Source organism: Janthinobacterium sp. BCJ23 (genome assembly GCF_059617945.1).
On record NZ_JCAQAW010000006.1, the window covers coordinates 187,770 to 210,417 of the forward strand.

17 protein-coding genes are annotated in these 22,648 nt (G+C 66.0%); 9 read left to right on the forward strand and 8 right to left on the reverse strand.

Annotated features, from left to right (window positions below; translation table 11 throughout):
* Positions 1-97: 97 nt before the first annotated feature.
* Positions 98-469, reverse strand: coding sequence for a ribonucleotide reductase subunit alpha (locus AC54AG_RS19605; protein WP_139091860.1), 372 nt, complete (start codon positions 467-469; stop codon positions 98-100).
* Positions 470-714: 245 nt separating this feature from the next.
* Between AC54AG_RS19605 and AC54AG_RS19610 the strand changes: the two genes are divergently transcribed.
* From AC54AG_RS19610 to AC54AG_RS19650, 9 genes are all read left to right on the forward strand, one after another.
* The gene (locus AC54AG_RS19610) at positions 715-4,413 is read left to right on the forward strand and encodes a nitrate reductase subunit alpha (protein WP_070305906.1); all 3,699 of its coding nucleotides are present in this window, start codon (positions 715-717) and stop codon (positions 4,411-4,413) included.
* Between the two features lies 1 nt (position 4,414).
* A complete protein-coding gene (gene narH, locus AC54AG_RS19615; RefSeq protein WP_034751243.1) occupies positions 4,415-5,965 on the forward strand; it encodes a nitrate reductase subunit beta in 1,551 nt (516 codons plus the stop codon).
* Between the two features lie 9 nt (positions 5,966-5,974).
* On the forward strand, positions 5,975-6,643 hold the full coding sequence (gene narJ / locus AC54AG_RS19620) for a nitrate reductase molybdenum cofactor assembly chaperone (protein ID WP_496631366.1): 669 nt from the start codon (positions 5,975-5,977) through the stop codon (positions 6,641-6,643).
* 27 nt (positions 6,644-6,670) lie between these two features.
* The gene (gene narI, locus AC54AG_RS19625) at positions 6,671-7,357 is read left to right on the forward strand and encodes a respiratory nitrate reductase subunit gamma (protein WP_070305903.1); all 687 of its coding nucleotides are present in this window, start codon (positions 6,671-6,673) and stop codon (positions 7,355-7,357) included.
* A gap of 15 nt (positions 7,358-7,372) precedes the next feature.
* Complete coding sequence (locus AC54AG_RS19630; protein ID WP_496631367.1) at positions 7,373-8,119, forward strand: peptidylprolyl isomerase; 747 nt, start codon at positions 7,373-7,375, stop codon at positions 8,117-8,119.
* A gap of 102 nt (positions 8,120-8,221) precedes the next feature.
* Positions 8,222-9,208 (forward strand): GTP 3',8-cyclase MoaA, encoded by a 987-nt coding sequence (gene moaA, locus AC54AG_RS19635; protein WP_139091857.1) that lies wholly within the window; start codon positions 8,222-8,224, stop codon positions 9,206-9,208.
* Positions 9,209-9,252: 44 nt separating this feature from the next.
* The gene (locus tag AC54AG_RS19640; RefSeq protein ID WP_235194215.1) at positions 9,253-11,139 is read left to right on the forward strand and encodes a type IV pili methyl-accepting chemotaxis transducer N-terminal domain-containing protein; all 1,887 of its coding nucleotides are present in this window, start codon (positions 9,253-9,255) and stop codon (positions 11,137-11,139) included.
* A gap of 23 nt (positions 11,140-11,162) precedes the next feature.
* A complete protein-coding gene (locus AC54AG_RS19645; protein ID WP_034751227.1) occupies positions 11,163-11,825 on the forward strand; it encodes a response regulator in 663 nt (220 codons plus the stop codon).
* Positions 11,826-11,959: 134 nt separating this feature from the next.
* Positions 11,960-13,174: an NnrS family protein gene (locus AC54AG_RS19650; protein WP_496631368.1), complete on the forward strand. Its 1,215-nt coding sequence runs from the start codon at positions 11,960-11,962 to the stop codon at positions 13,172-13,174.
* On the opposite strand, the gene AC54AG_RS19655 is transcribed toward AC54AG_RS19650, so the two are convergent.
* The 7 genes from AC54AG_RS19655 to AC54AG_RS19685 form a co-directional block, all read right to left on the reverse strand.
* Positions 13,171-16,614, reverse strand: coding sequence for a response regulator (locus AC54AG_RS19655; protein ID WP_496631369.1), 3,444 nt, complete (start codon positions 16,612-16,614; stop codon positions 13,171-13,173). The two genes, AC54AG_RS19650 and AC54AG_RS19655, sit on opposite strands and share 4 nt — an antisense overlap.
* Positions 16,615-16,671: 57 nt before the next feature.
* Positions 16,672-18,363 carry a sensor histidine kinase gene (locus tag AC54AG_RS19660; protein WP_496631370.1) on the reverse strand — a complete coding sequence of 564 codons (1,692 nt, stop codon included), beginning with the start codon at positions 18,361-18,363 and terminating at the stop codon, positions 16,672-16,674.
* A 121-nt stretch (positions 18,364-18,484) separates the two neighbouring features.
* Positions 18,485-19,996: a response regulator gene (locus AC54AG_RS19665; RefSeq protein WP_496631371.1), complete on the reverse strand. Its 1,512-nt coding sequence runs from the start codon at positions 19,994-19,996 to the stop codon at positions 18,485-18,487.
* Positions 19,993-20,355, reverse strand: coding sequence for an Hpt domain-containing protein (locus AC54AG_RS19670; RefSeq protein WP_051991157.1), 363 nt, complete (start codon positions 20,353-20,355; stop codon positions 19,993-19,995). Before AC54AG_RS19670 ends, AC54AG_RS19665 begins: the two co-directional genes overlap by 4 nt.
* A gap of 34 nt (positions 20,356-20,389) precedes the next feature.
* On the reverse strand, positions 20,390-21,016 hold the full coding sequence (locus AC54AG_RS19675) for a response regulator (protein WP_496631372.1): 627 nt from the start codon (positions 21,014-21,016) through the stop codon (positions 20,390-20,392).
* 73 nt (positions 21,017-21,089) lie between these two features.
* The gene (locus AC54AG_RS19680) at positions 21,090-22,004 is read right to left on the reverse strand and encodes an HDOD domain-containing protein (protein ID WP_496631373.1); all 915 of its coding nucleotides are present in this window, start codon (positions 22,002-22,004) and stop codon (positions 21,090-21,092) included.
* Complete coding sequence (locus tag AC54AG_RS19685; RefSeq protein ID WP_496631374.1) at positions 22,001-22,645, reverse strand: hypothetical protein; 645 nt, start codon at positions 22,643-22,645, stop codon at positions 22,001-22,003. Before AC54AG_RS19685 ends, AC54AG_RS19680 begins: the two co-directional genes overlap by 4 nt.
* Positions 22,646-22,648 lie beyond the last annotated feature (3 nt).

Below are 22,648 nucleotides of genomic sequence, written 5' to 3' on the forward strand. Positions count from 1 at the left end.
TGTCGGATTACGCTACGCTAATCCGACCTACGTCGCTCCACAGTTGCCTCGTCAGGTAGGTCGGATTAGCCCGCAGGGCGTAATCCGACAAGTTCCGTCAACTAAAACGTAACAAATCCCCGCTGCGGTCAAACGCCAGCAGGCTGTCGATGCGGCCTTGCTCGATGGCCGTCACCATGGCGCGCAGGGGCGCCTCGCATTCCTGCGCGGCGGGCGGCTGGCCGTCCGTGCCCGCCAGTCCCGCCACGAAGACCACATCCCAGTGCGTCTGCATCTGTTTCGACTCCTCCTTCAATGTCTCGAAGCTGTCCAGTTCCTCGGGCAGCTTGTCGGCGCACATCACGGGCGTGAGGGACTTGCCCTGGCCGCCAGGCTGGGCCTGCGCCTGGGTAAAGGTGAACAGCAGGCGTTGCGGCTGCTCCTGGTTGCGGGCGCTGCTCAGCAGGCTGGCGTAATCGGTAATCGGCATGATGCTCTTTCTCTGTGTTGAACGATGACGACAGGTATACCGCAGCTCCGCCGCGCCGCCCATAGGCAATAGTGACTATCCGGGTGACTACGCGCCTATGCATTCCTGGTGCCGGAAACCGACTTCTTGCCAATACCGCCGGGCACGGCGCATCGATAGACTGTTTGTATCGACGCTTGAGCCATCGTGCTTGCAGCGTTTTTTAAGACCTGGCGCCGCTGTCGGCGGCGCAATGTGGAGGTAGCATGAGTCACTTTCTGGACCGCCTGAAATTTTTTAGCAAGCCCGCCGAGCCGTTTTCAAACGGCCACGGCACCGTGGTCGATGAAGACCGTACCTGGGAAAACGCCTACCGCCAGCGCTGGCAGCACGACAAGATCGTGCGCTCCACGCATGGCGTGAACTGTACCGGCTCGTGCAGCTGGAAGGTGTATGTCAAGAATGGCCTGATCACCTGGGAAACGCAGCAAACCGATTACCCGCGCACGCGGCCCGACCTGCCCAACCACGAACCGCGCGGCTGCCCGCGCGGCGCCAGCTATTCCTGGTACGTGTATTCGGCGCAGCGCGTGAAGTATCCGATGGTGCGCGGCCGCCTGATGGAAATGTGGCGCGAAGCGCGCAAGACCATGGACCCCGTCACGGCCTGGGACTGGATCAGCCAGGACCCCGTACGCTCGCAGCAGTACAAATCCATCCGCGGCCTGGGCGGCTTCGTGCGCGCCACGTGGGAAGAATCGAATGAAATCATCGCCGCCGCGAATGCGCTGACGATCAAGAAATACGGCCCGGACCGCATCGTCGGCTTCTCGCCGATTCCCGCCATGTCCATGGTCAGCTATGCTTCCGGCACGCGCTACCTGTCGCTGATCGGCGGCGTGGCCCTGAGTTTCTACGACTGGTACTGCGACTTGCCGCCAGCCAGTCCGCAAGTGTGGGGCGAGCAGACGGACGTGCCGGAATCGGCCGACTGGTACAACTCGACCTATCTGATGGTGTGGGGCTCGAACGTGCCGATGACGCGCACGCCGGACGCCCACTTCTACACGGAAGTGCGCTACAAGGGCACGAAAACCGTCGCCATCTCGTCCGACTACGGCGAAATGGTGAAGTTCGGCGACATCTGGCTGGCGCCGAAGCAGGGCACGGACGCCGCGCTGGCGCTGGCCATGGGCCACGTCATCCTCAAGGAATTCCACTCGGAAGGGCAGAGTGCCTACTTCCGCGACTATGCGCGCCAGTACACGGATTTCCCCATGCTGGTGCTGCTCAAGGAACATAACGGCACCCTCGTGCCCGACTACTTCCTGCGCGCTTCGCACCTGGACAACAACCTCGACGAAACGAATAACCCCGAATGGAAAACCCTCGTCATCGACGAGACCACGGGTGCCATCACGGCGCCGGCCGGCTCCATCGGCTTCCGCTGGGGCGAGTCGGGCAAGTGGAACCTGGAACAGAAGGCAGGCGGCAGCGGCGCGCCCATCGTGCCGATGCTCTCCATGATCAACGACAGCGACGCCGTCACGGAAGTGGGCTTTGCCTACTTCGGCGGCAAGGATGCGTCCGACATGTTGCTGCGCAAGGTGCCGGTGAAAACCATCCGCCTGGCCGATGGCACGACGGGCCTGGTGACCACCGTGTTCGACCTGACCCTGGCCAACTACGGCATCGACCGCGGCCTCGGTGGCGAAAACGTGGCGGAAAGCTATGACGACGACGTGCCGTACACTCCCGCATGGCAGGAAAAGCACACGGGCGTGAAACGCGCCGACGTCATCACCGTGGCGCGCCAGTTTGCGGAAAACGCGGACCAGACGCGCGGCAAGAGCATGGTCATCGTGGGCGCCGGACTGAATCACTGGTACCACATGGACATGACCTACCGCGGCATCATCAACATGCTGATGATGTGCGGCTGTATCGGCCAGTCGGGCGGCGGCTGGGCCCATTACGTGGGCCAGGAAAAACTGCGTCCGCAAACGGGCTGGACGCCATTGGCCTTCGCCCAGGACTGGGTGCGTCCGATGCGCCAGATGAACGGCACCTCATTCTTCTATGCCCACACAAGCCAGTGGCGCCACGAAAAGCTGGAAACGGGCGACATCGCTTCGCCATCGGCGGCCGGCGGCACGGGCGACCTCACCCTGCTCGACTACAACGCCAAGGCTGAACGCATGGGCTGGCTGCCATCGGCGCCGCAGCTGCAAACGAATCCGCTGGAAGTAGCCAAGGCCGCTGCCGCCGCAGGCCAGAAGCCGGCCGCGTATGCGCTCGACCAGATCAAGGCGGGCCAGCTGCAGTTCTCGTGCGATGACCCGGACAACCCGGCCAACTTCCCGCGCAATATGTTCGTGTGGCGCTCGAATATCCTCGGCAGCTCGGGCAAGGGCCACGAGTACTTCCTGAAATACCTGCTCGGCACGCAAAACGGCTTGCTCAGCGATGAAGAAGACTGCCTCACGCCGAAACAGGTGAAAGTGCGCCCGGCCGCCGAAGGCAAGCTCGATCTGCTCGTGGTGCTGGACTTCCGCATGTCGACCACCTGCCTGTATGGTGACGTGGTGCTGCCGACGGCCACCTGGTATGAAAAAGACGATCTGAATACGTCGGACATGCATCCGTTCATCCACCCGCTGTCGGAAGCCGTGCAGCCGCTGTGGCAATCGAAGTCGGACTGGGAAATCTACAAGGGCATCGCCGAGAAATTCTCTGAAATCGGCGGCGAGCTGCTGGGTACCCAGCAAGACATCATCCTCACGCCGCTGATGCACGACACGCCGGGCGAACTGGGCCAGCCTTTCGATCCCAAGGATTGGCGCGCGGGCGAATGCGAAGCGATTCCCGGCAAAACGATGCCGAACATGACGGTGGTCGAGCGCAATTACCGCGACGTCTACAAGAAGTTTACCTCGATCGGCCCGCTGCTGGAAACCATCGGCAACGGCGGCAAGGGCATTTCCTGGAAAACGGGGCATGAAGTCGACGTCCTGCGCGGCATCAACCGCACGGTGCTGGACGAGGGCGTGTCGCAGGGCCAGCCGCGCCTCGATACGGCCATCGATGCGGCCGAGATGATTTTGTCGCTGGCGCCGGAAACGAATGGCCACGTGGCCGTGAAAGCCTGGGCCGCGCTGTCCTCCATCACGGGACGCGACCATACGCATCTGGCATTGCCGCGCGAGCATGACAGCATCCGCTTCCGCGACGTGCAGGCGCAGCCGCGCAAGATCATTTCCTCGCCCACCTGGTCGGGCCTGGAAAGCGAAGAAGTCAGCTACACGGCCGGCTATACCAACGTGCATGAACTGATCCCTTGGCGCACCCTGACTGGCCGCCAGCAGTTCTACCAGGATCACCTGTGGATGCGCGATTTCGGCGAGGGACTGTGCGTGTACAAGCCGGCCATTAACACGAAGACGACGGAAGCGCTGCTGGGCACCAAGCCGAACGGCAACAAGGAACTGGCGCTGAACTTTTTGACGCCGCACCAGAAGTGGGGCATCCACTCCACGTATTCGGACAACCTACGCATGCTGACATTGTCGCGCGGCGGACCGCACGTGTGGCTGTCGGAGACGGACGCGCAAGCTGCCGGCATCGTCGATAACGACTGGATCGAAGTCTTCAACGTCAATGGCAGCCTGACGGCGCGCGCCATCGTCAGCCAGCGCATCCCGGCCGGCATGACGATGATGTACCACGCCCAGGAAAAGATCATCAACGTGCCTGGCGCGGAGATGACGGGCAAGCGGGGCGGCATCCATAACTCGGTGACGCGGGCCGTGCCCAAGCCGACGCACATGATCGGCGGCTACGCCCAGCTGGCATACGGCTTCAATTACTACGGCACGGTGGGCTCCAACCGCGATGAATTCGTATTGGTGCGCAAGATGAACAAGGTCGACTGGCTCGAAGGCCCGTTGCAGGAACAAGGAGCATAGTATGAAAATCAGAGCGCAAATCGGCATGGTGCTGAACCTGGACAAGTGCATCGGCTGCCACACCTGTTCCGTCACCTGCAAGAACGTATGGACCAGCCGCGACGGCGTCGAGTACGCATGGTTCAACAACGTGGAAACCAAGCCCGGCATCGGCTATCCGAAGCAGTGGGAAAACCAGGACAAGTGGAACGGCGGCTGGCGCCGCACGGATGCGGGCAAGATCGAGCCGCGCCAGGGCAGCCGTTTGAAGATCCTGGCGAATATCTTCGCCAACCCGAACCTGCCCGCCATCGACGAGTACTACGAGCCGTTCACCTACGACTACGAGCACCTGCAAAGCGCGCCGCTGTCGCAGACGCCGCCGACGGCCCGTCCGATCTCCGTGCTGACGGGGAAAAAGATGGAAAAAATCGAGTGGGGTCCGAACTGGGAAGATGACCTGGGCGGCGAGTTTGCCCAGCGCAGCAAGGACAAACTGTTCGACAACATGCAGAAGGAGATGTACGGCACGTTCGAAAACACCTTCATGATGTACTTGCCGCGCCTGTGCGAGCATTGCCTCAACCCGACGTGCGTGGCGTCTTGCCCGTCCGGCTCCGTGTACAAGCGCGAAGACGACGGCATCGTGCTGATCGACCAGGACAAGTGCCGCGGCTGGCGCATGTGCATCTCCGGTTGCCCGTACAAGAAGATTTACTACAATTGGTCGTCGGGCAAGGCGGAGAAGTGCACGTTCTGCTTCCCCCGCATCGAAGCTGGCCAGCCTACCGTGTGCTCGGAAACGTGCGTGGGCCGCATCCGCTACCTGGGCGTGCTGCTGTACGACGCCGACAAGATCGAAGCCGCCGCCTCCGTGCCGCAGGAGCAGGACCTGTACCAGGCGCAGCTCGACCTGTTCCTCGATCCGCACGACCCGGCCATCATCGCCGAGGCGCGCCGTCAGGGCATCCCCGACCTTTGGCTGGAAGCGGCCGTCAAGTCGCCCGTCTACAAGATGGCCGTCGAGTGGAAAGTGGCGTTCCCGCTGCATCCCGAATACCGCACTTTGCCGATGGTGTGGTACGTGCCGCCGCTGTCGCCGATCCAGGCGGCCGCCGAATCGGGCAAGCTGGGCGTGAACGGCATGCTGCCGGACACCCAAAGCCTGCGCATTCCCGTGCAGTACCTGGCCAATCTGCTGACGGCCGGCGACCAGCCGCCCATCGTCACGGCGCTGGACCGCATGCTGGCCATGCGTGCCTACATGCGCAGCAAGACGGTGGAAAAGGTGGAAAACCTCACGGTCCTGAAACAGGTGGGCTTGAGCAAGGCGCAGGTGGAGGACATGTACCACATCATGGCCATCGCCAATTACGAAGACCGCTTCGTCATCCCCAGCAGCCACAAGGAAATGGCCGAGGACAGCTTCAACGAGAAGGGTTCGTGCGGCTTCAGCTTCGGCAACGGCTGCTCGGACGGCACCAGCGAACCGACCTTGTTCGGCAAGAAAAAACACGGTTCGGCCATCTTCATGCAGATGCCGAAGTCGCGCAAAACGGCGCCAGGCGCTTAAGGAGCTGATATGGAACACGCTATGCATCACTACCAAGTCCTTTCGCGCCTGCTGCTGTATCCGGAGCCCGAGCTGATCGCTCACCTGCCGCAGCTGGACGCCGCGCTGGCGGCCGTGCCGGAACAGCAAGCGCTGTTGCGGCCCCTGCTGGCGCACCTGGAAAGCAGCAGCCTGATCGACCTGCAGCAGCAGTACGTGGCCACGTTCGACCGCAACCCGTCGCACTCGCTGCATCTGTTCGAGCATATCCACGGCGAATCGCGCGACCGGGGCCAGGCCATGGTCGACCTGATGGAGGAATACAAGCGCCACGGCCTGCAAATGGTGGGCGACGACTTGCCCGACTTCGTGCCGCTGTTCCTGGAGTTCCTCGCGCAGCTCGACGAGGAAGTCTCGGCGCCGCTGCTGGGCGACGCCGTCCACGTGCTGGCGCACATCGGCCGCAAGCTGACGGCCAACGGCAGCCCGTACGCGCCCGTCTTCACCTTGCTCGAACGCCTGAGCCCCGTGGCGGCGGAAATGCTGGCCGAACCGCCGGTGCGCGACATGGATGAAGCGCTGGAAACCTTCGGTCCCGGTGCGGACGGCGTCGAACCGCTGCTGCGCCAAGGTCCGGCCCAGGTTCCGGGCGGCGTCCATCCCGTGCATTTTCACCCGCAGCCGCGGCGCGCCGCTTGAAGCGCGTCCGCATGAGGAGAGTACATCATGAGTAATTACTTGCATCAATTTGTGTATGGCATTTATCCATACATCGCGCTGGCCATCTTTTTCCTCGGTAGCCTGATCCGTTTCGACCGCGAGCAATACACGTGGAAGTCCGATTCCAGCCAGCTGCTGCACCGCGGCAGCCTGCGCCTGGGCAATATCCTGTTCCACATCGGCATCATCGGCCTGCTGTTCGGCCATGCGGCCGGCTTGCTCACCCCCGTCTGGGTGTGGGATACCCTGGGCGTGTCGCACAGCCTGAAGCAGGGCGTGGCCATGGCGGCAGGCGGCGTGATGGGCGGCCTGTGCCTGGTCGGCATCCTGATCCTGCTGGTGCGCCGCTTCAGTAACGACCGGCTGCGCGCCGTCACCACGGCCGGCGACAAGCTGGTGATGGTGTGGATCCTGCTGACCTTGCTGCTGGGCCTGTCCTCGATCTTCGTCTCGGCTTCGCACATGGATGGCCACATGATGGTCTTGCTGATGAACTGGGCGCAGCACATCGTGACCTTCCGCGGCGACGCCGCCAGCTTCATTGTCGATGCGCCGCTGGTGTTCAAGCTGCACCTGTTCATGGGCATGTCGCTGTTCGTCATCTTCCCGTTCACCCGTCTGGTGCACGTGTGGAGCGGCTTCGGCGCCATCGGATATCTGGGCCGCGCTTACCAGCTGGTTCGCCGCCGTTAAGAAAGGAGTCACATCATGGGAATCTCCGTCAATGGCATCGATATCGACGATGCCGACATCGCGCAGGAACTGCCGCATCACGACGGCGCCGGCAACCCTTTGAAGCAGGCCGTGCATGAACTGGTGCTGCGTCGGCTGCTGCTGGACGAGGCCGAGCGCCTCGGCGTGCAGGGCGGCAGTATTGATGACCGCATCGAAGCGCTGTTTGCGCAGGAAGTGCGCGTGCCGCCCGCCGACGATGCGGCTTGCCGCACCTTTTATGCGCAGCGCCCGCAGCTGTTTAGCAGCGGGGAGCTGGTCGAGGCGCGCCACATCCTGTTCCAGGTGACGCCCGAGGCGCCCCTGGAGCTGCTGCGCACGACGGCGCAAGCCGTGCTCGACGCCTTGAAACTGGCGCCCGAACGCTTCGGCGAACTGGCGGCGCAGTATTCGAACTGCCCGTCGGGCGCCCTGGGGGGCAACCTGGGCCAGCTGTCGCCGGGCCAGAGCGTGCCGGAATTCGATGCGCTGCTGTTCCGCCTGGAAGCGGGCGCGCTGGCCGGCCATTTGCTGGAAACGCGCTTCGGCTACCACATCGTGCAAGTGCTGCGCCGGGTCGAGGGCCAGCCCATCGCCTACGAGGCCGTGCAGGCGCAGATCGCCGACCGCCTGTCGCGCGCTGCGTGGCAGCGCGCCGTGCACCAGTATCTGCATTTGCTGGTGGGACGCGCCGAGATCGCAGGCATCGAGCTTGAAGGCACGGCCAGCCCGCTGGTTCAGTAGGTAGAAATGCGTAGGCCGAAAGGCGTAGGCCGCTAGGCCTTCTGGGGCACAGCCAGATCGTGCCCCAGCCTTTACAATCAAGTAAGAAACAGGAGTAGCGTCATGGGTAGCGTCAAGTTGCAGGACCGTTTTGGCCGTTCGATCGATTATGTGCGGCTGTCCGTCACCGACCGCTGCGACTTGCGCTGCAGTTACTGCATGCCCAAGGGCTTTCGCGGCTTCGAGGAGCCGAAGGACTGGCTGACGTTCGACGAGATCGAACGCCTGCTGGGCATCTTCGTTCGCCTCGGCACGCGCCGCGTGCGCCTGACGGGCGGCGAACCGCTGTTGCGGCGCAACCTGCCGGAACTGGCGCAGCGGCTGACGGCATTGCCTGGTTTGCAGGACTTGTCGCTGTCGACCAACGCCACCCAGTTGGGCAAGCACGCCGTGGCTTTGCGCGCGGCGGGCGTGGACCGCATTAACGTCAGCCTCGATTCGCTCGACCGCGCCTGCATGCAGCAGATCACGGGGCGCGACAGCCTGCAGCCGATTCTCGATGGGCTGATGGCGGGCAAGGCGGCCGGTTTCGACCCGATCAAGATCAATATGGTGGCCATGCGCGGCATCAATGACGGCCAGATCGAGGCCATGGCGGCGTTTTGCATCGAGCAGCAGTTCATCCTGCGCCTGATTGAAGCCATGCCGATGGGCAGCACGGGCCGCAATGCCAGTTATATGCCGCTCGGTCCTGTGCGCGAGCGCCTGGCGGCCCGTTTTGGCCTGGTGCCGCAGGCAACGGAGCTCGGCGGCGGGCCGGCGCGCTACATGGCGACAGCCGATGGCCGCTCGAGCATCGGCTTCATTACGCCCATGTCGCAGCATTTTTGCGCCACCTGCAACCGCGTGCGCCTGTCCGTCGATGGTACCCTGTACCTGTGCCTGGGCCAGGAAGAGAAATTTGCCCTCGGCCCCATGCTGCGCGGCGGGGCCACGGATGCGGAGATCGAAGCGGCGATCCGCGCCGCCATCGAACTGAAGCCGCAGCAGCATGATTTCAATACGCAGCCCGATAAAATTATCCGGTTCATGGCGCAGACGGGCGGCTGAGGCAGTTTGCATTTACATTCAAGGGCGGTATGAAATTCAAGGCGATGTTTTCCTCCTGGCAGAAGCTGTCGACCAAGATCGTCGGCGCGCTGCTGCTCATGCTGGTGCTGGCCTTGAGTGCGATCGGCTGCACCCTGTTCCTGTCCTGGCAGCTCGAAGGCAGTTCGGCCGCCATCAACGAGACGGGCCGGCTGCGCATGCAGACCTACCGCCTGACCCTGCTGCTTGCCAGCGATGCGCGCGAACAGGCGCGCCAGCAAGTGCTGCTGATCGACGAAACCCTGGCCAAGATCGGCCACGGGGACCCGCAGCGCCCCCTGTTCCTGCCCCCCAGCACGGCCATCAAGTCCGAATTCGAACGCATCGGCACGGCCTGGCGCGGCGCCTTGCGCCCGGCAGCGCTGGCCGCCGATTCCACCGCGCGCGCGCGCCAGTTCGAGCATGACGCCGATACCTTCGTGGGGCAGGTCGATCAACTGGTGCGCCTGATCGAGCATGATAGCGAACAGCGCACCTTCTGGCTGCGTGCCTCACAGCTGATCCTCGTCGGCATGGCCGTCATCGGCACGGTCAGCATGATTTACCTGATGTTCATGCTGATCATCGAACCGGTCACGCGGCTGCGCCTGGGCATGCAGCGCATGAAGGAACGCGATTTCAGCGTGCGCCTGGCAGTGGAAAGCAATGACGAATTCGGCCAGCTGGCCAGTGGCTTCAACCAGATGGCCGACCGCCTGCAGGCGCTGTACGGCAACCTGGAAGAGGGCGTGCGCAGCAAGACGGCCACCCTCGAATACCGCAACCGCGAACTGGCGCTGCTGTACGAAAGCGCCGCTTTCCTGCAGCGCCCGCAGCCGCTGGAAGACATCTGCGGCGGCTTCATGCAGCGCATCGTCGATTATTTCGAAGCGGACGGCTCCACCGTGCGCGTGCTCGACGCCGAGCGGGGCAACCTGCACATGGTCGTGCATACGGGCCTGTCCGAGGAACTGGTGGCGTCCGAGCATTGCCTGAAGGTGGGCGACTGCCTGTGCGGCACGGCCGTCGAGATGAAGGTGGCGAAGGTGCACGACATGCGCCGCATCGACAAGGCGCACGAGCTGCGCTGCCACCGCGAAGGCTTTGCCACCGTCTCCGTCTTCCATATCCATGCGCACGAACAGCACCTCGGCTTCTTCAACCTGCATTTCCGCCATGCGCGCGTGTTTTCCGCGCGCGAGCTGGCCTTGCTGGAAACCCTGGGCCAGCTGCTGGGCATCGCGCTGGAAAACCTGCGCCTGGCCGCGCGCGAACGCGAAATGGCCATTTCCGAAGAGCGCAACCTGGTGGCGCAAGGCCTGCACGACAGCATCGCGCAAAGCCTCAATTTCCTCAACCTGCAGGTGCAGATGCTCGACGACTCCGTGCGCAACGCGCGTTTCGACGAGGTGGCGGGCATCGTGCCGGCCCTGCATGCGGGCGTGAAGGAAAGCTACGAGGACGTGCGCGAACTGCTGGCCAACTTCCGCAGCCGCCTGATGGAGGACGATCTGATCGGCTCCCTGCGCGCGGCCGTGGACAAATTCCGCCGCCAGACGGGCATCGACGCCGAACTGCTGGCCGATGTGGACGGCGCGCCGTTCCCCCGCGAGCAGCAATTGCAGTTATTATTCATCGTGCAGGAAGCGCTGTCGAATATCCGCAAGCACGCCCAGGCCAGCCACGTCGAAGTGCGCCTCGCCGATCACCAGGACTTTACCCTGACGATCAGCGATAATGGCGTCGGCTTCGACGCTGCCGCCGTGCTGGAAAAGGGCGACAGCCATGTCGGCATCCATATCATGCGCGAGCGCGCGCAGCGCATCGACGCCACGTTTGACGTGCATGCCTGCCAGGGCGGCGGCACCACGGTCGAACTGCATCTGTCGCGCGAGCAGCGCCGCGCCGCCTGAGTAACTACCTGAAAGTATAAAAAATGGAGACACCCGATAAACCGATCACCGTCATGCTGGTCGACGACCACGCGCTGTTCCGCAGCGGCATACGCTCGCTGCTGCAGCGGCATACGGATTTTGCCGTCGTGGGCGAGGCGGCCGATGGCGTGGAAGGCATCAAGCGCGCCATCCAGCTGCAGCCCGACGTGGTGCTGCTGGACCTGAACATGGCCGGCATGTCCGGCGTGGAAGCGCTGCAGCTGATGCAGCACGATTGCCCCGATACGGCCATCGTCATGCTGACCGTGTCGGAAGACGCGGAAGACCTGGCCACGGCCCTGCGCGCGGGCGCCTGCGGCTATCTGATCAAGAACATCGACGCCGATTACCTGGTGCGCGCCATCCGCCGCGCGGCTGCCGGCGAAGTCGTCATCGCCGAAGCGATGACGGGCAAGCTGGTGGCGCAGCTGCAGGCGGGCACGCGGCGCGAGGAACCCGTGTCGGAACTGGACAAGCTCACGCCCCGTGAAAAGGAAATCATCGATTGCCTGTCGCGCGGCGAGAGCAACAAGGGCATCGCGCGCACCCTCGACCTGGCCGAAAGCACGGTCAAGATCCACGTGCAGAACGTGCTGAAAAAACTCAACCTCACCAGCCGCGTGCAGGCGGCCGTGTACGCGGTCGAGCACCGGCAAGGCAAGTAGCCGCGTAGTTGGGGTCAGGCCCGCCGGGCCGGCCCCATGGCCGCTGCCAGTCATTCTTCTAGTCCTTTTTGCCGATGGCCGCCATCGCACTTTTAAAGTAGTATATTGAATATATCTTTAAAAGAGAGCCCATCATGGCCATCACCCCGATCAGCGAACCATCTTCTCCTCCCGCCGCCGCCGCCAGCGCCGCGCCCTGGCATGCCGGCCACGCCGTCTGGCAACTGGGTTTCCGCCCGTTCTACCTGCTGGCGGCCGTGTTTGCGGCCATCGGCATTCCCCTGTGGCTGGCCAGTTATGCGGGCTGGCTGACGGGCGGCCTGCAGGTGGGGCTGGGCTGGCACATGCATGAAATGGTGTTCGGTTTCGCGCTGGCCGTCGTCGTTGGCTTCCTCTATACGGCGGGGCGCAACTGGACTGGCTTGCCGACGCCGCACGGCGCCCAGCTGATGGCGCTGGTGGCGTTGTGGCTGGCCGGGCGCGTGGCCATGCTGTGCGGCCCCGGATTCCTGGCGGCGCTGGTCGACTGGCTGTTCCTGCCGCTGGCCGCCTGGCCTTTGTACCTGGTGCTGCGCCGCTCGGGCAATACGCGCAACCTGTTCCTCGTCGGCTTGCTGGCCCTGCTGGCGCTGGCCAATGGCCTGTTCCACGCGGCCGTGCTGGGCTGGCTTCCGCTGTCGCTGTTTGTGCCCGTGCAGGCGGCCATTTTCATCATCGTGCTGATCGAATCGGTGATCGGCGCGCGCGTGATCCCCATGTTTACGCGCAATGGCGCACCGGGCAGCACGCCCGTGGCCAGTCCGAAACGCGCGCTGGCGGCCGTGGCCTGCATGGCGGCCGCCGCGATCGCGTGGCTGGCCGGCGCGCCAGCCTGGCTGACGGCGCCGCTGGCCTTCTGCGCCGCCGGCGTGTCGCTTGCCAACCTGCTGGCCTGGCAGCCGCAGCGTACGGTGCGCGTGCCGCTGCTGTGGATTTTGCACCTGTCGTATGCGTGGATCGGCATCGGCTTTGCGCTGCTGGCGGCCGCCAGCCTGGGCCTGCTGCCGGCCAGCGCCGCCTTGCACGCGCTGACGGTGGGCTCGATGGCGGGCCTGATCATCGGCATGATGACGCGCACCACCCTGGGCCACACGGGGCGGCCGCTCAAGGGCGGGAAGGCGGAAGCGGCGATGTACTGGCTGATCCAGCTGGGTGCGCTGGCGCGCCTGCTGGCCGCCGTCGGTCCCGCCGCGCTGTCGATGCCGCTGCTGCTGGCGGCGGGCGCCTGCTGGTCGCTGGCCTTTGGCCTGTATGCATGCGTGTATGCGCCGTATCTGTGGCGCGCCAGGGTGGATGGCCGCGAAGGCTAGGCTGGCAAGTTTGTCATTGGCACGGCCGCCTGGCCGGGCCGCGTCTGTGCCGTGAATGCGGCTGCGGCCTCGATGGCCTGCGCCAGCGCCTGTTCCAGTGCATCAAGGGCGGCCGACGCATCGTCGCCCGCGTGCAGCAGCTGTTCGGCTTGCTGGGCCGCGTGCACGGTGGCGGGCAGTGCCAGGCTGCCGGCCACGCCGGCCAGCTTGTGCGCCAGCGCGGCGGCGTCGGCGCGTGCATCGGCCGCCAGCAGCGCGCGCATGGCGCCCACCGTGTTGCGGTAGGTGCTGCCGAAGTGCGACAGGTGCTGGCGGTAGGGTGCTTCATCGAGCCACTGCTCCATGCCTTGCACCAGGTCGATCACGGGCGCCGCGCCGCCCGCCCGCACGGGCATCGCCGCTTCGGCCACGACGGGCGGCAGGGCCGGCAGCCCTTGCGCGTGGCGCCGGTGCGCGCGCGCGATCAGGGCGATGGTCTGCGGTACGTCGAACGGTTTGCTGATGAAATGGTTCACGCCCGCTTCCAGCGCCGCCGCGCGCTGCGTCTGGAATGCCCCGGCCGTCAGCGCCACCACGGGCAGGTCCTGGAACTGCGGCAGCTGGCGTAGCGCGCGCGTCGCCTGCAATCCGTCCATGACGGGCATCTGCACATCCATCAGCACGATGTCGACGTCGGCCGGGTGGGCCAGCAGCCAGTCCAGCGCCTGCTGGCCGTCGCAGGCGAACGAGGGCAGGGCGCCCTGGTCGCACAGGATATGGTTGACCACGTCGCGGTTGATGTCGCTGTCGTCGACCACCAGCACGCGCACGCCGGCCAGCACGCGCTCGCCCAGCGCTCCATGGCCGACGTCCAGGCCGACGTCCAGGCCGGCCGCTTCGGCGCGCCGCTGGCGCGCTTCCATCGTCGCGTTGTACAGGCTGGAAGCCGTCACCGGTTCATTGAGGATGGCATCGGCCGGATTGGCCGGGTCCGTACGGCGGCGCGCGGGCGCTGTCGCCGGCGCGCCGCTGGCCGCCAGGATGACGATGGGGCAATCCTGCGGCGGCAGGTGCTCGCGCAGGGCGCGCGCCGTGGTTTCGCCGTCCATGTCGGGCATGCGCGCGGCCAGCACGATGACGCCGGGCCGCGCGTCGTCGGCACAGGCCAGCGCATGCTCGAGCGCCGCCTGGCCGCCGGAGACGGCATGCACGCTCCAGCCCAGGCCCTGCGCCACGGCGGCCACGGCGCCGCGCGCGTCGGCCTTGCCATCGGCCAGCAAGACGCGCAAACCCTGCATGTCGGGCGAGGACGGGACGCTGGCGGCCATCAGCTGCAGCGGCACCGTGAAGCTGAAGGTGCTGCCTTGGCCCGTGACGCTGGTCAAGCGCATGGAGCCGCCCATCAGGCGCACCAGCTGGCGGCAGATGGTCAGGCCCAGGCCCGTGCCGCCGAAGCGGCGCGTGGTGGACGTGTCGGCCTGGGCGAAGGCGGAAAAGATCGCTTCCTGCACTTCAGGCGCGATACCGATGCCCGTGTCGCGCACGCTGAAACACAGCACCGCGGCGTCGCCGTCGCGGCTTTCCAGTGCGCTCGTCAGCTCGACCGTGCCCTGCGTGGTGAACTTGATGGCATTGCTGGTCAGGTTGACCAGCACCTGTTCCAGCCGCAGCGCGTCGCCCATCACCTGGTCGACGCCGTCGGGCAGCGGCCCGATGCGCACCTCGATCGGCTTGTCATGCGCGGCAACGCCCATGCTGGCGGCGATCTTCTCGATCACGTCGGCCAGGCGGAACGGCGCCTGTTCGATGGTCATGTGGCCCGCCTCGATTTTCGACACGTCGAGCACGTCGTTGATGATGCCCAGCAGCGACTGGCCGGCGGCGCGGATCTTGCGCGCCATCTGCAGCGCTTCGCCATCGAGGCCGTCGCGCTCCAGCAGCCAGGCCATGCCGAGGATGGCGTTGAGCGGCGAGCGGATTTCATGGCTCATGTTGGCGAGGAATTCCGCCTTGCTGCGGTTGGCCGCTTCGGCCGCGTCGCGCGCCAGCAGCATGGCCTCTTCGGCCTGTTTTTGCGCGCAGATATCCTGGGCAAAGATCAGGGTGGCCGGTCCATCCTTGAGCAGCACGCGCGTGGTGGTCTTGAACATGGGCACGGGCAGGCCCTGCTTGCCCAGGCCGACGGCCTCGAACACCTGTTCACTGGGCGAATCGGCTTCGATCAGCGCTTCGTTGGCGGCCAGCGCCGCCAGCGATGGCGGGGAAATCATGGCGGACCAGGGCAGGCCGTTCAGATTGTCTTCCATCGTGTAGCCGTGCAGCCTGCGGTAGCGGGGATTCGAATAGATGAAGCGGCCGTGGCGCAGGATGGCGATGGCCACGGGCGCATCTTCGATCAGGGTGCGAAAGCGCGTTTCGCTATCGGACACGGCTTGCATGGCCTGGCGCTCGCTTTCCTGTTCCGCATGCCAGGCGGCCTGCTGCCGGCGCCGCCGCTGGCTCCAGAACAGCAGGCTGGCCGCGGCCAGCGCCAGCACGGCAAAGGAGAGGACGTAGCCGAGCGCCTGGCGCCGCAGCGGGGCGGCGATGGCCGCTTCTTCGCGGCTCAGGCCGATGATCAGGGCGCGGTCCATGTGCAGGGCGGTGGGGGCGATGGTCGCCATGGCCATGATGCGGGGGGCGGTGTGGGCGCCGGCGCCGGCAATTTCGACGCCGCTCAGGACACCCGCCTGGTAGCCGCTGTCGCGAAAGCGCCGCAGGAAGCTGCCGGGGACGTCCATATTGCCGCCATTGGCAGTCCTGGCCGGGTAGTTGAGGAACTGCTGGCCGTCGCCATGCAGCACCACGGCCCACACGTCGGGGGCGTACATGGCGGTGCGGAACTTGGCCGTGAAGTATTCGGGGGCGAAGGTGGCCACCACCACGCCGGCAAAGCGGCCCTGTTTGTCCTGCACCATGCGCGATGCCGTGATGACCAGGTCGCCCTTGAAGGAATGGAAGGGCGCCGAGATGTACAGCATGCGTGCATCGGGGGCATCGCGCGCCGTCTGGAAGTAGCCGCGGCGCGAAAAATCCTGGTTTGCCAGTTCCGCGATGTTGGTGGCGACCGCCTTGCCTTGCGCATCGATGACGAGCATGGTGCGCACGCCCGGCATGGCGTCGACCAGCGCGGCCAGGCGCCGCGGCAGCGCTTGCCCGGCGTCCGGTACGGGGCCGGCGGCCAGATAGTCGCGGATCACGCCGCCCAGCACCAGGTTGGTCGCCGCCAGGTCGACTTCGATGTTTTTTGCCAGCAGCGCCGTCAGCACGCTCAGGCGCTCGCGCTCGGCCTCGTCATGCCGCGTCGCTTCGGCCAGGTGCGCATAGGCGAGGGCGGCAGCGACGATCAGCAGCCCGAGAAGCAGGAACAGCCACTCGATCCATCGTCTGCGCAACGCCGCCGCCTCTGTGTGATAGCTCATGTGGCGATGCTATACCCGATAGGGATGGAGAACAACTTTTGCGCACAACTGGCGCAACTATGCATGTGATAGTGTGGTCAATTTGCCGCCCAGCGGCAGCCGCAGGCGGAAGACGGCGCCCTGGCCCGGCGCGGATGCGACGCCGATGCTGCCGCCCATCAGCGCGACGAGCTGGCGCGCGATGGCCAGGCCCATGCCGGCGCCATCGTGGGCGCGGCTCGGCGAGTCGTCGGCCTGCGAGAATTTGTCGAAGATCACGCCTTGCTGCGCCTGCGCGATGCCGATGCCCGTATCGCGCACCTCGATCTGCAGGTCCGCGCCGCTGTGCGTGACGTGCACGTCGACCCGCCCGGCGGCCGTGTAGCGGATGGCGTTATCGAGCAGGATGTCGAGCACGCGCACGAAGCGGATGCGGTCGCAATCGATGCTGGGCGGCGTGGCGGGCGCCACTTGCGCGGCCAGCTGCAAGCCCTTGTGCGCCGCGCGCGGCCGGTGCGGCGCCAGCGCCAGTTCCAGCAACTGGTCCAATGGCGCGGCGGCGGACTCCAGCCGGACCTGGTCGTGCTCGAGCGCGCTCAATTCCATCGCCGCTTCGACCATGGACAGCAACTGGCGGCCGCTGTCCTGTATCGTTTGCGCGTAGGCGGCCTGTTCCGGCTCGCGCAGCTGCTCTTGCAGCAGCTCGGAGAAGCCGAGGATGCCGTTGAGGGGCGTGCGCAATTCATGCGACATGTTCGACAGGAAGCGCGACTTGGCTTCGCTGGCGGCGATGGCCCTGGCGCGGCTGTCGACCAGGCGGCCGATCAGCAGCACCAGCGCGGCCCAGGACAGCACGATCAGCGCGCTCGTGATGGCCGCCATCAGCAGGGCCTGGTTGCGGCGCGAGACGTAGTCGGCCAATACCGTGTCGCGGTCCAGTCCGACCAGCATGTACAGCGGGTAGCCAGCCAGTTTTTCAAATGCGTAAAAGCGCAGGATACCGTCGACGGGACTGCGTTCGGTGAAGCCGCCCCGCGTTTTACCTTGCATCAAGGAAAATACCTTGCTGGCGCCGATATCCTGGCCGATGGTGTCGGCGGCGCCGACCCGGCGCGCGCGCACCACGCCGTCGCTGCCGACAAGCTCGGTGGAGCTGTTGTCGCCGAGGTCGACTTCGTCGTACAGGCGGGTAAAGTAATACGGGTCCATCGAGACCACCACCACGCCCTTGAAGCGCCCATCGGCATGGTTGATGCGGCGCGTCAGCTGGATCGACCATTTTTTCGACACGCGGCCCAGCACGGGCTTGCTGATATACAGTTCGCCGCTGTCGCGCTGCATGTGTACGCGGATGTGCTCGCGGTCGGCCAGGTTGGTCGGCTGGAAGGGGCGGCTTGACAGCACCATGTCGCCTTGTTCGTCGACGATGGTAAACAGGTTGTACAGGGGGCCGGGCCTGAGGCCTTGCCGCAGGTCCGTCACGATGTCGAGGCCGCTACCCAGCACCTGGTAGCGGCTGCGCAAATACGTGGCCGCCTGGTCCGCCGCCTCGATCGTGCGGATCGCATGCTCGTCGAAGACGCGCGCCATGCTGCGCGCATCGCGTCCGGCGCCGGCGATGGCACTGTCGTAGGCGTGCCGCAGTTGCAGCACGGTGATGCTCCACAGCCCCGCCAGCAGCACGGCCATGAAGAGCGACAGCAGGGTGCGCGCATCCCAGCGCTCCCAACGCTGCCAGGCCATGGCCTTCCGGTATCTGTGCTGTTGCATGCTGCCTCCGCGAGGATTGTCATTCTGTGCGCGATTTATCAATTATAGTGAATATAATTGAATTTATCGAATAAAATGATTTTTATGCGGGAAGTGTTGTATTGAGCGCTGGCCCTGGCGGCTAGCGCGTCGCCGCCTGGCGCGTCAGCCAGCGCTCGACCATGTCGCGCAGCTGGCTGGCCGTAAACGGCTTGGACAGGTAATCGTCCATGCCAGCCGCCACGCAGCGCTGCCGGTCGTCTTCGGTGACACCGGCCGTCAGGGCGATGACGGGCAGGCGCGCCGCGCCGCTGGCCGCTTCGCGGGCGCGCAGGGCCTCGCACGCCTGGTAGCCGTCCATGACGGGCATCATGCAATCCATCAGCACCAGGTCGTACTGCCGTTCGGCCAGCGCCTGCAGGCCCAGCGCGCCGTTCTCCGCCGTGTCGATGCTGTAGCCGCGGGATCCCAGCTGCAGACACACGAGCTGGCGGTTCAGCGCCGTGTCCTCGACCAGCAGGATGCGCGCGCCCGGCTCCGGCGCTGGTGCAGGCGCGGGTGTGGATTCGGATGGCGCTGCTGTCTCCGGCTCCGGCGATGTGGCGGCCGGCGTCCGCGGCGCCAGCGCCACGGGCAGAGCCGCCTCGTGTTCTTGGCGCCGCAGCAGGGACATGATCAGCGCGATGGCCCCGGCCAGCACGAGCAGGCTGACGACGGCCGCACCGCCCATGGTGCGCAGCATGCGCCGCCAGCCCGCCAGGTAGACCTCGTCCGTGACGGTGACGTTGACGGCCAGCGGATAGTCGCGCACCAGCCGTATGCCGGCCAGGCGGTCGACCGGGCGTCCCTGCTCGGCTGCGCGCGGCGAGTCCACCTGCAGCACGCCATCGGTCTTGCCCTGTTCCAGCAGGCGGTAGGTGCTGCCCGTCAGGTTGCGTTTGCCCATCATGGCGGGCACGGCCGGCCAGCGGGCCAGCAGCGTGTAGTCGCTGCGGTACAGGGAAAAGGCCGTGTGTTCGCCGATGCTGGTGCTCTGGAAGAATTTGCTGAAGAAATCGCACGACAGGCCGACCAGGACCACGCCCAGGAAACGGCCGTCCGGGCCGCTGATGCGCCGGCTGATATAGAAGGTCCAGGCGCCATTGCCCTTGTTTTGCACGGGCGCGCTCACATGCATGCCGCCGTGCGGGTGGCGCCGGTGATACTCGAAGTAGTCGCGCTCGCCGAGGCGGATGGGTGGCGCGGGAAACGCGCGGCTGAAGGCCAGCACGCCGGCATCGCTGCCGACGATGGATACCACGTCCACTTGCGGTACGCCGCCGATCTTGTGCCGCAGCATCTGGTGCATGGCCGGGGTGCCGACGGCGGCGGCCAGCGCCTGCGCGTCCGCAGGGGCGGCGGCCTCGATCTCGCTGCTGACGCTGTCGAGCACCAGGCTGGCCGCCGTCATGCTCTGCGCCGTGTTTTCCGCCAGCAGCAGCGACAGATTGGACAGGTCCTGTTTCCAGTCATCGACGGCTTCGCGGTGCAGCACCACGCCGGAGACGACGATGCGCAGCGCCAGCAGGCCCACCAGCACCAGGCCGACGATGGCCACCGTGGTGCGCGGCCGATAGTGGTGCACCAGGCGCAGGACGGCCTGGCGCGCGTTCATGCCTGCGCGCCCGTGTATTCGAGCATGCTGCGGCGTACTTCCTGCTCCACTGCGCCGATCAGCGCCGCCGTTTCGGCCAGCCAGTCCGGTGCCGCCACGCCCTGATGGCGCACCAGCTGCTCGAGTGCCGCCAGGCGCGCCACGAGGGCGCTGGCGCCCAGCAGGGCCACGGTGCCGCGCAAGGTATGGCAGCTATGCACGATGGCTTGCGCCGCACCGCCGCGCACGGCCTGCTCGACGCGCGCAAACATGGCCGGCGACGTGTCGAGGTAGGTCTGCGACAGGGCGCGGAACATCTCGAGGTCGTGGCCGGTGGCGTGGAACAGCACGGCAGGATCGATGTGGCGATAGGCTGGCATGGCGGCTCCGTGGCGAAGGGAAAGCGGTGGCGGCTCAGGCGGCCAGGCTGTTGCGCCGCGCATGGCCGGCGCAGCAGGCACGCAGATAGCCGCGCAGCTCGTCGTAATTGACGGGTTTGGCAAAGAACACGACGCCTGGCGGCACGCCGCCCCGTTCCTGCAGCTCTTCCTGCGTCAGGCTCGACAGCATGGCGATGTGCATGTCCGCCAGCAGCGGGTCGGCCAGGATGGTGCGGATCACTTCGTAGCCGTCGATGCCTTCCATGACGATGTCGGCCAGCAGGATGTCGGGCTGGTCGCGGGCGATTTCCATCAGCGCCTGGTAGCCGTTCTCGCAAAAGCGCAAGTCCGCCTGCAAGCCCCATGAACCGATCTGTTTTTCATACAGCGCGCGCTCGATCGGATTGTCTTCGATGACCAAGATGGACGGCGGGCGGCCCGATGGGACAGGGCGGCTGGCCCGTGACGCGCGCTGATCCTGTCCCGGCTGGCCGGGATTGCCCTTGTAGGCTTCGACGGCCGCGAGGGGAATGCGCCGGTGGCCGCCCTTGGTCTTCCACGCTTCGATCACGCCGGCCTCGACCAGTTGCTGCACTGAGGTGACCGAGATGCCGAGGATTTCGGCGGCCTTTTGGGTGGTGCAGACGTCTGCAGTGTGCATGATGGGCTTTATGGTCGCGATGAAGTTGATGGGAATGATACGCAATCGGGCTCAAAAAATCAATTTCAACGAATTAGATGAATTCACTGAAAACCTGGCGTGCGGCTGGCCGGACCCGCGTGCGCGTACGGCAGGGGGCGGGATGGGTGTGCGGTTCCAGGATATCGCGCCATTCGCTCCACTCCGCATTGCTGTGGCGTAGTAGGGTTTCCATGTGGCCTGCGTCCAGGCCCAGTACCCGCGCCGTGGCCAGGGCGGGCTCGCGCGGCCCCGCGCCGTTGCGCAGTATCAGGTCGGCGAAGCTGCTGGCCAGCTTCAGCAGCCAGGCCAGGTCCGTCATGCGCCCGGCCCGTCCGAAGCCGGGCGGCGCGGCATGGCAGAGCACGGCGTCGCACAGGATGTCCGCCATGCCCCAGCCCCGCATGAGGATGGCCGACAGGGCCAGCTGGTGGTGGCCGAAGCGCTGCGATTCTTCGCACAGCAGCCGGGCCGTGACGCCATTGCCGTACTGGCCCAGCAGTTCTCCATATTCCTGCGGATGCACGGTGGCCAGGGCCAGCTGGCCGCAGTTGGCCAGCAAGCCGCAACTGTACAGCTCATCGGCCGGCGCCAGCTGCAGCGCGTCGCCTGCCACGCGGGCGGCGCACGCCATGGCCAGCGAGTGCGACCAGTAGCGCTGCGCGTCGAAGTGCGCGCACGTGGGCGCTGGCGGGGCCGGAGTGGCGCACGCCTGGCGCAGGGCGGGCAGGCCGATGGCCGCCAGCATCGCGGCGCTGACGGCCGCATGCCTGCGCCCGCCCGGCGGCACGCCCGCATTCGCCAGGCCGATGAGCTTGCCGGTCATGGCCGGATCGCAGCCCAGCTGTTCCGCCAGTTCATCGAGCGCCACCTGCTGCTGGCACAAGGTGGCCAGCCAGTGGCGCCGCCAGGCGGGCGAAGGCAGGATGGCGCCGCCGGGCAGGAACGCCAGGTCGATGTGCGCGCTCATGGCCGGCTTCCTACGCCGTTGCAGTCATCGGCCTGCGCCGTGCCCGCCGTCTGCAGGGCCGTCACGGCTTGCGACAGCGCATCGAGCGCCATCAGCAGTTCCGCATGCAGGCGGTGCAGGGCGCCGATATCGTTGGAAAAGCCCGCATGCACAGCCTGGCGCGACAGGGCCTGCAATGGGAGCAGGCCCATGGACTGGCTGCCATCGAGAATTTCCTGTGCCAGCACTCTTGCCGGGGCGGCCCGCTCGCAGCGCAGCGCATGGGCGATGCCGGCGAGGCGGTCGCGTGTCTCGGCCACGAACAGGGCCAGAATCTCGCCCTGCAGGCGCCGGTCGTGGCCGAACATGGCGTCCAGGCGGGCCGCGTCGAATGGCGGCGTGTCCGGTGCCTTGGGCGCTGTAGACGGTGGTGCGCTGTCAGCCGCCTTGGCCGGTGGGACCGCTTTGCGCATTTGCAGCAGTGCGTGCAGATCGGCCGGCGCCGCGCCGGCGGCCTGCGTGCGGTCGGCCTGCTGCCAGCGGGTGCGGCGCCAGAGCAGCGCGGCCAGCAGCAACAGCAGGCCTGCCAGCGCCAGCGCCGGGCGCATCAGCGAGAGGTCTTCGCAGCGAAGGAAGGGGTGAATGGCGAGAAAGGAGTTCATGGC

What these genes read in the sequence shown, in the direction of transcription:
- AC54AG_RS19670 (WP_051991157.1), bottom strand. Translation starts at nt 20,355, where the DNA reads ATGCCAGCCTATCGCCACATCGATCCTGCCGTGCTGTTCCACGCCACC.
- narJ (WP_496631366.1), top strand. Translation starts at nt 5,975, where the DNA reads ATGGAACACGCTATGCATCACTACCAAGTCCTTTCGCGCCTGCTGCTG.
- AC54AG_RS19675 (WP_496631372.1), bottom strand. Translation starts at nt 21,016, where the DNA reads ATGCACACTGCAGACGTCTGCACCACCCAAAAGGCCGCCGAAATCCTC.
- AC54AG_RS19665 (WP_496631371.1), bottom strand. Translation starts at nt 19,996, where the DNA reads ATGAACGCGCGCCAGGCCGTCCTGCGCCTGGTGCACCACTATCGGCCG.
- AC54AG_RS19660 (WP_496631370.1), bottom strand. Translation starts at nt 18,363, where the DNA reads ATGCAACAGCACAGATACCGGAAGGCCATGGCCTGGCAGCGTTGGGAG.
- AC54AG_RS19605 (WP_139091860.1), bottom strand. Translation starts at nt 469, where the DNA reads ATGCCGATTACCGATTACGCCAGCCTGCTGAGCAGCGCCCGCAACCAG.
- AC54AG_RS19610 (WP_070305906.1), top strand. Translation starts at nt 715, where the DNA reads ATGAGTCACTTTCTGGACCGCCTGAAATTTTTTAGCAAGCCCGCCGAG.
- AC54AG_RS19655 (WP_496631369.1), bottom strand. Translation starts at nt 16,614, where the DNA reads ATGAGCTATCACACAGAGGCGGCGGCGTTGCGCAGACGATGGATCGAG.
- AC54AG_RS19650 (WP_496631368.1), top strand. Translation starts at nt 11,960, where the DNA reads ATGGCCATCACCCCGATCAGCGAACCATCTTCTCCTCCCGCCGCCGCC.
- narI (WP_070305903.1), top strand. Translation starts at nt 6,671, where the DNA reads ATGAGTAATTACTTGCATCAATTTGTGTATGGCATTTATCCATACATC.
- AC54AG_RS19630 (WP_496631367.1), top strand. Translation starts at nt 7,373, where the DNA reads ATGGGAATCTCCGTCAATGGCATCGATATCGACGATGCCGACATCGCG.
- moaA (WP_139091857.1), top strand. Translation starts at nt 8,222, where the DNA reads ATGGGTAGCGTCAAGTTGCAGGACCGTTTTGGCCGTTCGATCGATTAT.
- AC54AG_RS19685 (WP_496631374.1), bottom strand. Translation starts at nt 22,645, where the DNA reads ATGAACTCCTTTCTCGCCATTCACCCCTTCCTTCGCTGCGAAGACCTC.
- AC54AG_RS19645 (WP_034751227.1), top strand. Translation starts at nt 11,163, where the DNA reads ATGGAGACACCCGATAAACCGATCACCGTCATGCTGGTCGACGACCAC.
- narH (WP_034751243.1), top strand. Translation starts at nt 4,415, where the DNA reads ATGAAAATCAGAGCGCAAATCGGCATGGTGCTGAACCTGGACAAGTGC.
- AC54AG_RS19640 (WP_235194215.1), top strand. Translation starts at nt 9,253, where the DNA reads ATGTTTTCCTCCTGGCAGAAGCTGTCGACCAAGATCGTCGGCGCGCTG.
- AC54AG_RS19680 (WP_496631373.1), bottom strand. Translation starts at nt 22,004, where the DNA reads ATGAGCGCGCACATCGACCTGGCGTTCCTGCCCGGCGGCGCCATCCTG.